General features: G+C 49.9%; 4 protein-coding genes. All 4 read right to left on the bottom strand.

What is annotated here, in order from left to right; translation table 11 throughout:
* Nucleotides 1-72: 72 nt before the first annotated feature.
* The 4 genes from BUB94_RS03560 to BUB94_RS03545 all read right to left on the bottom strand — a co-directional run bounded on the left by BUB94_RS03560 (nt 73) and on the right by BUB94_RS03545 (nt 12,225).
* Nucleotides 73-3,072, bottom strand: a complete 3,000-nt coding sequence (locus tag BUB94_RS03560) for a glycosyl hydrolase family 95 catalytic domain-containing protein (RefSeq protein ID WP_073234325.1) — start codon at nt 3,070-3,072, stop codon at nt 73-75.
* 173 nt (nt 3,073-3,245) lie between these two features.
* On the bottom strand, nt 3,246-7,145 hold the full coding sequence (locus BUB94_RS03555; RefSeq protein WP_254793653.1) for a beta-galactosidase, LacZ type: 3,900 nt from the start codon (nt 7,143-7,145) through the stop codon (nt 3,246-3,248).
* A 179-nt stretch (nt 7,146-7,324) separates the two neighbouring features.
* The gene (locus BUB94_RS03550; protein WP_073234318.1) at nt 7,325-9,484 is read right to left on the bottom strand and encodes a carbohydrate-binding protein; all 2,160 of its coding nucleotides are present in this window, start codon (nt 9,482-9,484) and stop codon (nt 7,325-7,327) included.
* 125 nt (nt 9,485-9,609) lie between these two features.
* The gene (locus BUB94_RS03545) at nt 9,610-12,225 is read right to left on the bottom strand and encodes a carbohydrate-binding protein (RefSeq protein WP_073234316.1); all 2,616 of its coding nucleotides are present in this window, start codon (nt 12,223-12,225) and stop codon (nt 9,610-9,612) included.
* Nucleotides 12,226-12,800 lie beyond the last annotated feature (575 nt).

Here is a 12,800-nt window from a genome sequence, read left to right as displayed (position 1 = left end):
AGGTCCTTGACCTGGGAATTTTCTTTTCGACATTATTTTTCCTGCTTTTCCAACCGATTACGGAATTGGCGTTTAAAAGGCGGAAAGGCGAAGGACTTTCTGGCGGGACCCGCAGCGGACAATGGCGACATAATTTCCCTGTGCCAGGGCCTCGCTCACACCGAATTCCACCAGGTTGGAGGAACCGCCAATGCCGCGGGAGATTCCCACCTGACGGCCATCCACATCCAGGAGGCGCACGGTGTAGCTTTCGCCAGCAGGGGCCTTTACCATGAGAGCAATAGAGGCGTTGGACATAGGCACGCGGGACACTTCCAGGGAGTTGAAGCGCTGGGAGGCAACGGTGCCGATAGCGGTGGGATCGCCTTCCAGGGAGAACTTATCCACGTTCATGAGGAAGCCTTCGCCGTTGTAGGTAAAGCGCAAAGTCTGTTCGCCGGCAGGGAGTTCGATAGAAGTGGATTCTTCGTACCAATCATTCCACCCGCTAGTCTTTGCAGGATCAACGGTAATAACACCCAGCTTCTTGCCAGCCTCGTCGGTCACCGTAATGGTGCTTTCGTCTTCGGAACCGGAAGCCACGCGGACCTTCAAAGTGTAGGTTCCAGCAACAGGGGCCTTGACGAAGTATTCGGACCAGTCGCCGTCTTCGATCCAGCCGATATTGGGTTCGCCGGATTCATCGGGTTCAATAACCACACCGTCCATAGCCACGTAATCTTCCGCTTCGATGGTCGCGGGAATGGCCACGGCTTCGAAAGGTTCGTTGGTCAGTTTCAAGTTACCGTCGAATTCGTACTTGCCGCCCGCCATGGTGGTGGTGCTGGCGATATTGCCGTTATATTCGATGGTCAGATTATCCTTGTTGGTGGAGCTAAGGCCAAGATAAGTCAACTTGCCGTTATTCCAGGCCAGGGAATCCACAGTGATTCCGCCGCGGGCCTTGAGACCTGCGATGCTGCCGCTAGACCACTTGGAAGGAAGTGCGGGCAGAACGCGGATCTTGCCGCCCTGACTCTGGATGAACATTTCGTTAATGCCGGAAACGGCACCGAAGTTACCATCAATCTGGAAAGGCGGATGTGCGTCAAAAAGGTTATTGTAGGTACGGTCCGGTGTAAGGAGGTTGCGGACCAGCTTGTAGGCATGATCGCCATCCTGCAAACGAGCCCACAAGTTAATCTTCCAGGCCAGAGACCAGCCGGTGGCATTGTCGCCGCGCTGGGTCAAAGTAGTCTTTGCAGCTTCCGCTTCTTCCTTGGTGCCGTCTACAGAAATCTGGGCACTGGGGAAAAGGCCGTAAAGGTGAGAAACATGGCGGTGATCGCTCTTAGGATCATCCCAATCTTCAAACCATTCCATAAGCTGGCCATACTTACCGATCTGATTAGGCGGAAGCTTCTTCACGGCCGCTTCAAAATCGGCGCGAAGATCTGCGTCAACGCCCAAAATCTTGGAAGCTTCGATGGCATTGTTGAAGGCATCGCGGGCGATCTGAATATCCATGGTAGGGCCAAAGCAGACATTGTAACCACCGTGTGTATTTTCGGGAGAATCGCTAGGTGCGGTTACCAGATACTTATGGCCACTCTTCGGTTCTTCAACCATAGTGGTGAGGTAGAATTCTGCGGCGCCCTTCATAGTTTCGTAGGCGTCCTTCAGGAACTGCTTATCACCGGTATAGAGGTAATGTTCCCACAGGTGGGTGCTAAGCCAGCCTGCGCCAGAAGGCCATACGCCCCAGGAGCCATCTACGGGACCGGTACGGTTCCAGAGGTCAGTATTATGATGGACAACCCAGCCGCGGTCCGTTCCCCAGATTTCCTTGGCGCTCTTGGAGCCCTGAGTGACGAGAGCCTTGATTTTGTCGAACAGAGGTATACCGCATTCCTGAAGGTTGGCGGATTCAACCATCCAGTAGTTCATTTCAAGGTTGATGTTGGTGGTGTACTTAGAACCCCACATAGGAGAAGTATCCTTGTTCCAGATGCCCTGAAGGTTTGCGGGCTGGCCGCCCTTACGGGAGCTGGAAATCATGAGGTAACGACCAAACTGGTAGTAAAGTTCCACAAAGGAAGGGTCATCGGTAGTGTTGAAAGCCTTGACGCGGCTGGTAGTAATATCACCTGCGTTAGAAGCGGCAGCGCCCAAGTTCAGACGCACACGATTGTACAATTCCTGATAGTCCTTAAGATGAGCGGAACGCAGCTGATCGTAGGTCTTGGCGCTAGCAGCCTTGATGGTGGCCTCGGCGCGGGCAGCGGGGTCTGCGGTCACATTATCGAAAGAAACGAAATTCGTACCCGTATTCAAAATGATGGTTGCGGAATTTGCACCGGAAACGTTGACGGTTCCATTGCCTGCAGAAACGGTACCGCCATCAGTCTGCACCACAAAGCGGGTCTGGAACTTGATGGAGTTGACGGTCGCATCCATGGTGAGGGTGTTGGAGCCCACATTCTTCACACTATTATTTTTGTGAGGCGTAGTTAGACCTGCACTAAAACCAACCCTACCCTTTTCGCTTGCGGTCAGGCGGACCACAATCACATTGTCGGGATAGCTGGCAAAATATTCACGGGTGTACTTTACGCCGCCTGCCGTATAGGTAGTCTTTGCCGTTGCGGTCTCAAGATCCAGTTCACGACGATAGTCAGAAGCGGTGTGGCCAGTATTGATCACCAAGTCACCAACAGGCTGGAATGCAGCAATGTCATAGGTGGCAAAACTGCCAGTTACATCTTCAGCAGTCTTGTAGTCGCCAGAGAAAAGGGCGTTACGGATCTGACCCAGTTTGCTTGCAGAGCCACTCTTATTGTTGCTACCGGGACCGCTATTCCATACGGTACCTTCATTCAGTCCGATGATATCCTTGCCGGCTCCGCCATAGACCATGCCGCCCATGTAGCCGTTACCAATGGGGAGCGCATCGGTGAACACATCGCCGGCATCACGGTTGTACCAAAGAACGTGAGAGGTTTCGGGCGCAGCATTTGCAGATGCCACGAACATCGGTGAGGAAAGAGCGGCAAGACTCAAACCCAAACCAAACAACAAATTTTTAGAAAACATATGGACCTCTTTCCCTTTAATTTTTCTCTGTAAAAATATTCCTGTATGACGCATTTTACCCACGTCATTTACAAAGTCTCATGGATAGATTGTCAAAGCCCATTAACAACAAAAAGCACTTCGAAATTTCTCTCGAAGTGCTATGGGTGTGGCGTATACAGATTCCGCTAATTTTATTTCATAATCTTGATCAACTGCTTTACGTTACCATCCGCACTGCGAATAATGTAGGCTCCGGGTTGCATGCCGCGAACCTGCAATTCCTCACGGACCTGGTTCAAGTCAGCCGCATTCACCTTCGTCAACATTCGGCCCTTGGCACTGAACACGTAGAAGTCCTGGGATTCTGCCACGTCCAACTTCAGCGGGTTGCGAATGGGCAGGCCTTCTTCAGTCGTATCAAAGCGGATCCAGTCAATGTTTGCGTAGGCGCCAGTAATTTCAACCTTGATCACATGCTTACCTGCGGATACCTTGCCAATCTTTCCATCGATAGTTCCGTAAGTATCCCAGTCATTGCCCTTGGGGACCTTGACCGTATCCGTTACAGCCTTACCGTCAACGTACAGCTTGAAGCCACTTCCTTCAAGGCCGCTAGCCACGTTAGCACGGAACAGATAATCATCTGCAGTCTTCACGTCTACGGTAAATTCCAGCCATTCGCCAGGCTGAGTATAGCCCACGGCATAACCAGTGCAGTTCGAGCCCTTCGCATCGCAACCGACACCAACAATATCCACTCCATCTTCGCGATAGAGGCCGCCTTCGTTTTCCATATCCACATCATGGAAGCTCAGGTCTTCACCACCCTTGTCGTAATTTTCCATCTGGATGGTGCAGGGGAAGACATGTTCAACGAATGCTTCCTGCTGAACCTCTCCGTACTCGATAGTCGGATACTTGGCGTTAATCACCTTGCTGGTTTCTAAGTTGGGGAAACCAACATTTGCCAACACGGTAGGATCTTCCATAAGACCGCGAACCGGAGAAATGCGGAACTTATGCTTGTAGGTATTCTTGGCACCAATCATGTAGGAACTGAGCGGCTTTGCGCCCCAGCTATTTGTGCCACCGAGGCCCATCTGCTGAAGGTCAACGCGGAGAGTGATTTCCTTATCGCGCTTAAGATCCCAGGGCAGCTTTACATCGGTCAGCTGTTCCGGAGTGTAATGCAAAGCATTGAATTCCATGCGGGGAGAACCCACAACCATAAGGCCCTTGCCCTGAGCGTTGGTGAGCATCATCCATTTTACATCGCTACGCTGACCGGTTTCGCCCACTTCCATGTAAGGCACAAAGAAATCGTCTACATTTGCAGAATAGATGCCGGCATAACTACCTTCACGACGGCCAACATAGTTTTCGCTGGGGCCGCGACCATACCACTGGACCTTTTCAAATCCACCCGGAATGGTGAAGAGGGTACCTACGTTAGGAATATCGGGCTGGGCGGCATCGGGAGTAAGGGTGTAGTCCACCAGGATATCGCCGCTACCGTAAATGGTGTAGCTCAAGGTCATGGTAGAATAGCCGGCGGAAATTCCCAGGTTAAAGTCAACGCGAGTTTCATTTTCGTCGACCTTGGTCACCTTGGAGCTGTTCACCTTGCGGGAGCTACCGGCCTTGCGCCAGACACCGCTAACCTTTTCCATATTGTAGCCCTTATCGTTATCGGTAGGTGCACGCCAGAAGTTAGGCACACCACCTTGCTGAATCAATTCCAGGCCATTCAACTTGTAATTTTCAATGGTTGCATTATCCATATTGATGGTAACGGAAAAATCGCTGCCATCAATGGTTGTCTTGCCAGAACCTTCGGAAACTTTCTGCTTGGGCAGGCTAGAGTAATCCACCTGGGGAATATCACCCTGACCCAGCTGAACGGCAAACTGTTCATGAGCAATGCTGAAACCCGCATCAGCCCAGTCTTCCTTATTCTTCAACTGGAAATCAATATCCAGCATATATTCGGAACCGGCCTTCAATTCAGGCTTCTTGAAATTGATGGTCACTTCCTTCTTGGCCAAGGGAGCCACATCCAAGTCAGAGCCAGAAAGTTTACCGGTAGCGATTTCCTTGCCGTCTTCCTTCAAGGTCCAGACAGCGTTGGCGTAATCCTTCAGGTTCACGAAGTCAAAGCGGTTCTCGATTTCTACAAGTCCCTTTTCCAGAGTCTTGGCGTGAACCACTACGTTACGGTACTGGTGCTTGACTTCCCACATTTCGGGCTGCAGACTACGATCCGGGAAAACCAGGCCGTTGGCGCAGAAGTTGTCATCGTTAGGTTCATCACCCCAGAGACCGCCAAAGTTAAAGTACTTGGTTCCGTTGCGACGGAGGCCCTGGTCGATAAAGTCCCAGATGAATCCGCCGAATACGCGGGGATTATCATAGAAGGCCTTCACGTATTCCTTCAGTTCGCCTACGGAGTTACCCATGGCATGTTCGTATTCGCAAAGCATCCAGGGCTTGTTATTGTTATTGTAGGTGGCTGCAGTCCAGTCACTGCAATACATACAGCTATTCACGTCGGCGTGGTCGTTGTCGCCTTCGTAATGAACCGGACGAGAAGCGTCAGCCTGATGGGCATATTCCTGCATGGTGCCGAAAACGTTACCCCAGCCGGCTTCGTTACCCAGGGACCAGATCAAGATAGAAGGATGGTTCTTGTCGCGCTGGATCATGGAGCTGATACGTTCCACGGAAGCGGCACGCCAGTTGTCATCGCTCTTGGGAACCTTATCGTTGGCACCATGAGTTTCCAGGTTAGTTTCGTCAATGACGTAGATGCCGTACTTGTCGCAAAGATCGTACATACGGGGGTCATTGGGATAATGAGACATACGGAGAGCATTGATATTGAACTGTTTCATCAGGAAGACATCCCTTTCCATCAGTTCATAGCTCATGGTATGACCATAATCCGGATCGATTTCGTGACGGTCCACACCGCGCAAGATCACCGGAGAATTATTCACATAGAAACGGGTAATGCCGTTGCCATCCTTCTTAAGTTCCACCTTGCGGAAACCGATGCGGTTACTTTCCACCTGCACGGTCTTGCCAGAGCCATCCTTAAGGGTCAACACAAAGGTATACAGGTTGGGAGTTTCAGAAGCCCACTTTTTGACAGAAGTAATGGTCTTGCTGAAGGAAACCTTTTCTTCTTTACCGGCGGCAACAGAAACAGTAGCCTTGTCGGTAGCCACAGCGGTACCGGCGGCATTATACACGCCCATTTCCAAAGTGTAGGAACCGGATGCAGAACCGCTAGTATTTCTTACCCAGACGCTTGCATCCAAGGTACCATCGCTGTAATTGCTAGCCAGGGACGCATTGACCTGGAAATCCTGAATGTGAGTCTTGGGAGTAGCATAGATATAGACATCGCGATGAATACCGGCCAGACGGATAAAGTCCTGGTCTTCCATCCAGGAGCCATCACACCAGCGGAACACCTGCACAGAAATATTGTTGGTACCGCTACGAAGTTTGTCTGTAATATCAAATTCGTGATCGGTGAAGGAGTTTTCGCTATAGCCCACGTACTTACCGTTCACCCAGACATAGTAGGCGGATTCCACGCCTTCGAAATGGAGACGGATACGCTTGCCGTCCCAAGCCTTGGGCACGGTAAAGTCACGACGGTAATGTCCAACGGGATTGAACTTGGTGGGAGCTTCGGGAGGGCTGATCCAGTCGTTCTTGCTCCAGGGATAAATTACATTACTGTAAATGGGATGATCGTAACCATACATCTGCCAGTTACCAGGAACCGGGATATCGTCCCACTTGGAAACATCGTAGGTATCGCCGTAGAATTCGTTGTTACGCTGAGCAGGTGCATTCACATGAAAGAACTTCCACGTGCCAGACAAGGTCTGATACCATTCAGAAGCACGACGGTCCATTTTCAGAGCTTCTTCCAAAGTGCTGTAAGGCATGGAAGTCACATGGGGTGTAAGAGTATTTACTCCGAACACCGTGGGCTTGCCATTCCATTCATTGTTAGGCTGAGCCATAACCGCTGCGGCAGAAGCCAATGCAGCACACAAAACCAATCCTTTTTTCATAAGGTCCTCGCTTTATTACCAACCAATAAAAAAATACCCCTTTTAAAGAGGTAGCGAAATATCTGTTGTGAAAATCTCATTGACAGATTGTCCAAAAGCGTCCATTATGGACAAAAAAAAGTCCCAGTCCGAAGACTGAGACTTTCCCCAAAACTCCCTTTCGGAGTATCAAAAGATTTTTACTTCACCTGAACTTTCTGCATGGCATTAACGCCTACGCCACGAAGCAGGTATACACCGCGAACAAATCCTGCAGACTTCATTTCCTGCGAAATGGAAACAGCCTCGGTTGCAGACAATTCCACATTGCCAATCAGTTTGCCGTTCATGCTAAACACTTCATAAGAAGCCGGCTGAATTTTGACGAACTGAACACGAGATCCAATAGAGACTTCCTCATCATTAGATTCATTACCTATGGGAGAGCTGTCTTCAGCATCCTTGCCAGATTCAAAGTTGAAGTAGTCCACATCGAACCAGTCGCCGGTAGCGGTAAAGCGAAGAATATGCTTACCCGCAGTCAGCTTCACATTGGCCTTTGCCTTGGCGTATTCGCTGTAACTTCCTTCTTCCTTGGCGGCGGGAACTTCTACGTCAGAGGTAATATCTTCACCGTCAATAGAAAGCTTGAAGGTAGAGCCACCTGCAGATGCCACCGCAGCATACATGGTGTAATCACCATCCTTGGCCACATCCACGGTGTATTCCAGCCATTCGCCTTCCTGGATAAAGCCGATAGCGATACGGCCATCCTTCTTCTTGTAAATATCAACGCCAGTGCCATCACGGTAGTCGGAACATTCAGAAAGATCGTCTCCGGAGCAAGCATGGTTTTCAGCATCCTTGTCCATGTAGGAACTGTTACCGCGACCCACACCCGGCTTGTCGAAATTCTCGGCCTGGATCTTACCGGGAATTGCGAATGCAGCACCCAGATACGGTTCCTGAGGAACAGCGGTTGCAGAAGTTTCAAAGTACCAGTAGTCAAACTTGAAGTTGCCCGACTTAAATACGAAATACAAGTCTCCAATGCCTTCGGCACCGGTCACTTTAAAGGAGTTTTCCTGCCAATCGGTGCTTGCAGGAACCTCGATGGTAGACATCAGCGGACCAGTTGCAGAACCGGAGTGAAGTTCAATCACACCAGAGCCGCCCTTGGTGCAGACCACAATATCATCGGCACCCATGCTCATGTCCACAGAACGGACCTTAGTCCAGGAACCCGCATTCATATTGGTAAGGTAAACAGTCTTACCTTCGGTTTCAACATTCTTGATAATGGTATAACCACCGCTCTTATCTAGATTGATGCCTTCCATCCAAGCCTTGGTTTCGGCCTGTACCTTTTCGTACGGGTCCAGATTCTTGATAGGAGTCTTGACGCCTTCATCCGTCATGTGAATGGTAGGAATGGTACCATCAGCACCCCAGGTGAATTCCTCCACTGCAGAAGTACGGGAATAGCCACCTGCACCAGGAACACGGCGCTGATTATGATAGAAGAAGAAGCTACGGCCCTGGAAATCCACAATGCCGGAATGAACTGTAAATGCGGCACCCGATTCGCCGCTAGGCATAATAGTGCCCTTATACTGCCAGCCGCTAGTGGGCTTGTCACTCCAGGAATAGTCAATAGATTCAGGAACACCGCTTGCAGCGTAAATCATGTAATACTTGTTGCCGCGCTTATGGATCCACGGACCTTCGGTATACTTGCCGTTAAAGCTAGACATGTCGGTAAGTTTCACGTCGGTGGCACATTCGATCATGTTTTCCTTAAGAGGGCAATAATAAAGCTTGGAGTTACCCCAGTACAGATAAGCCTGGCCATCGTCATCAATCCATACAGTCGGATCAATGTAGTCCCAGTTGGGGCCAGCCAAGTGCTTACCATTCAAGGCATCCTTAAAGGGACCTTCCTTGGTGTCGGAAACAGCCACGTTAATGGCGCGGCCACCACGGGTTGATTCCACTGTAACGTAGTAGTAATACTTGTACTTGCCGCTGGCATCCTTACGACGGATTACCTGGGCAGCCCAGTCGCCATTCTTCTTGGCGCTGCCGTTAAAATCACCAGCTTCCAGAATCAGCGTACCCATATCGGTCCAGTTCACCATATCGGTGGTGCAGGAAACACGCCAGCCGTGCATGGTAAAGAAGGAACCACCTTCGTCGTTACCGGAATAGGAGCAAAGGGTATCGCCAAACACAACCGGAGCCGGGTCCGGGGAATAGTACGTCTGGATAATCGGATTATCAGCCATGGCAGAGGGCACGAGACCCAAGCCAAACAGGCCGAATGCGGCCGGAGCAATCCACTTCTTGAAACTCTTTTTCATACAATACCATACCCTTTTATGATTTTTTATAAAAATATCTTTAGGAACCGCTAACCGACCAACAAAAAGAAGAAATCCCATTGACAAGTTGTCAATGGGATAACAATGTTTCATTCCTTAAAAAACTACTTCACTTTCATGCGGAAGGCGGATCCGTTGGGAGCCTTCACCATGTAGATGCCGGCATCATGGATCATGGCACGGGCGGCATTCTGAGCTTCGCGGGCGGAATTTGCATTCACGTAGCCCATGAGGCGGCCCTGAGCGGTATACACCTTGTAGGCACCAACGCTGTTCAAATCCAAGCTGATTCCGTAATTCACCGACTTGATACCCATGGCGTTCAGTTCTTCTTCGGTCAGAGCGAACTTGATCCAGTCCAGGTTGCCGTATGTACCGGTAATGGCCACACGGAGCACATGTTCACCCTTAGTCAGTTTCGCCGTCTTACCATCGATGGTATCGTAGGTCACCCAGTCTTCGCCCTGGGGGATCGCAATGGTATCGGTAATGGCCTTGCCATCCATGAACAGGCGGAAACTTGCCACATCCAGGCCGCTAGCCACATTGGCACGGAACAGGTATTCGCCATCCTCAGCCACGTTCACGGTGTATTCCAGCCATTCGCCAGGATTGGTGTAACCAATGGCATAGCCCTTGCAATCTTCGGTATTCAAGGTGTCGGAGCAGCCATAGCCCACAACGTCTACGCCATCTTCGCGGTATACGTTACCTTCGTTGATGAAATCCTTGTCGCTGAAGGAAACGCTCTGACCGCCTTCATCGTAGTTTTCGAGCTGGATTACGCCCGGGATAGCTGCGGCCACGCCACCGAAAGGAGCCTGGGGCACCGTATTGGAGAAATCGGGCAGCGGAATTTCCGTGATTTCCTTGATGTACTTGAAATCCTTTTCGATACCGGCATTGTCTGCAGTATTCTGGTTCCAGTAATCACCAGTCTGGTTAATTGTATTGGTTCCTGCCTGGTTCTGGCCTACACCACCCTGGGCATTCTTGAACACGTTTTCCTTGATGGTAAAGCCGCTGGTGCCTTCATCCAGGTAGATGGGCACATTCCAGTAGTCAGCCCACTTGGAAGTGGTGTTATCGTGAATATAATTGTACTGGATTTCACCACCAACACCCTGGTTAGACAAAGTGTAAATCGGACCTGCGTCGCAAAGCAGACGAGCAATATGGTGAATCTCGTTCCAGTTAATATGGTTATTGGTCATGGCCGTTTCTTTCTTGGTCCAGCCGAAACCAACGGAAATGCCGGAGTAGTTCGTATAGGAAATTTCGTTATGGACAATTTCCACAAAGCGGGGGTAACCAGCGCCAATACCAACAGCACCCTGATGTTCCGTAGTTACGTTATTGACCAAGTTGTTCTTGATGGTATCGCGGGTGCTGATTTCTTCCTTATCGGTAGGATTGTAGGCTTCGTGAATTTCGGTGAGGGAGTCCTGGGCAAACTTACCGATCATGATACCAGCAGCGCCAATATCGAAGAAGGCGTTGCCCTGGATCATATCGTCATTGGTACCGCTAACAAAATCAAGTGCCGTTGCGGCAATCTGGGAGAAAACGTTTCCCTGGACCTTGAAATGATGGGCATTTTCTACGCGGAATGCGGCATCCGGACGCCACAGCAGGAACTTATTGCTGTTCAAATTTTCCCAGTTTCCGCGACCCGGGTCAGCCAAGACATCGATATTGAAGTTTGCGGCCTGCAGATCCAGGAAGCCTTCATCGCTGGGGCGCAGGTAATTGGAATGGCCGAAGTACAGGCCTTCGAATGCCATGTAGCCCACCTTGTTCTTGGTATCCTTACCCAGAACGTTAAACAGGGTATTGACACGGGGAGCCACAACAACTGCAGAGCCCATATTTTCGCCTTCGCGGGCCTTGTAGTAAAGCACATGTTCCTTTTCGTCCAGGAACCATTCACCCGGGGCGTCAATAAAATCGTAGGAGTTTTCGAGATAGAAAGCCTGCTGCTTGGGCGGATTGCTGGCAAAGGCGGTACCCAGCATAGGGTAGGCGCGGTGGAAGAGGCGGGTACGTTCCGGATCCTTGGGAATCAACTTGGAAGTACCACCGTTATTCTGAATCTTTTCCAGACGGAGGATATTTTCGGACCAGGCAATCATCAAGTGGATTTCCACATTGTCCGCATCCTTGATCATCTTTACATCGTCGGTAGAAACATCAAAAGCGCGGCCAGCGGAGTCCACCTTGGTCAGGCGCCTAAAATCATGGTCCATGTCGTTGACCATGTTGGGGTAGCAAGCGCGAACGGCCTTCTTGTTGTTCACATACAGCTGGCGGAAACGGCCATCTACGTTTTCGGCCTTCCAGATGTTATTCTTTTCGTCATGGATAGTCCAGCCGGTAATGGGCATACCACCGGTAATCAGGGGCTTTTCGCCATCGGCAGCCTTATAACGGACGTAATAGCCGTTCTGACCGCCATCAGCCTCGGTAAAGTTCACGGTGTTGGTCAGCTGGTAGGTACCTTCCCGGAGAATGACCTCGATATCGCCGGTCATGGAGCCGTTGATAGCACGAACCGCCTTCTGGGCAGCCGTAATCGTCTTAAAAGGGGCGTCCTTGGTACCCTTCGCGGCATCACTGCCATCGGGAGCCACATAAAAGGTAGCCTGAGTCGCAGCCTGAGCCAGGCCAAAGATAGATGCGCAAGCCAGAACTGCGCCACCAAAAACATGCTTAAAAGCCATACTTCCTCGCTTTTTCCGTTACCACACGGATATACCAACCACATCCTAAAAGATATTTCTATGCAGGAAAAAAAGAATTGCCCCTACAAAACATCCCATGGACAAGTTGTCAACACTCCAAGTCAGGCGATTTACGCGTCAAAAACTAGACCAAAAACATATTTTTTTATTAATTTGATTAAATTTTACCAAATAACTTAATTTCGTATAAAATATTACTATATTATGGACAACTCCAAACTTGAATGACAAGTTTCGTTGTTATCCTCCTAACCCCCTACAAGTCCCGGCATATGCTGGGGCTTGTTTTTTTTTAAAATGTTTAAGAATTTTTATAAATGCAGACTTTTTGATAAACAGTCCAAGAGTAAAATTTCCGAAACAAGAACTTAAAACGCCTATTCCAAATAGAATTACTATCCGTTTGTACACTCGAAAGTGTGTAAATTTTTTCTTTGTTATAGTTTGCTTAGACATCCCCACGTTCACCCCTACCCCGTAGCATTTCCGTCACATTTTTGTTTTCAAAAAAAAGTTTGCGACCAAGGGCCCTATTTCTAAATTTCGCCTTGTCC

Origin of the sequence: Fibrobacter sp. UWH9 (genome assembly GCF_900129715.1) — a bacterium.
Lineage (GTDB): Bacteria > Fibrobacterota > Fibrobacteria > Fibrobacterales > Fibrobacteraceae > Fibrobacter.
This window is presented reverse-complemented; position numbering and strand designations above follow the sequence as displayed.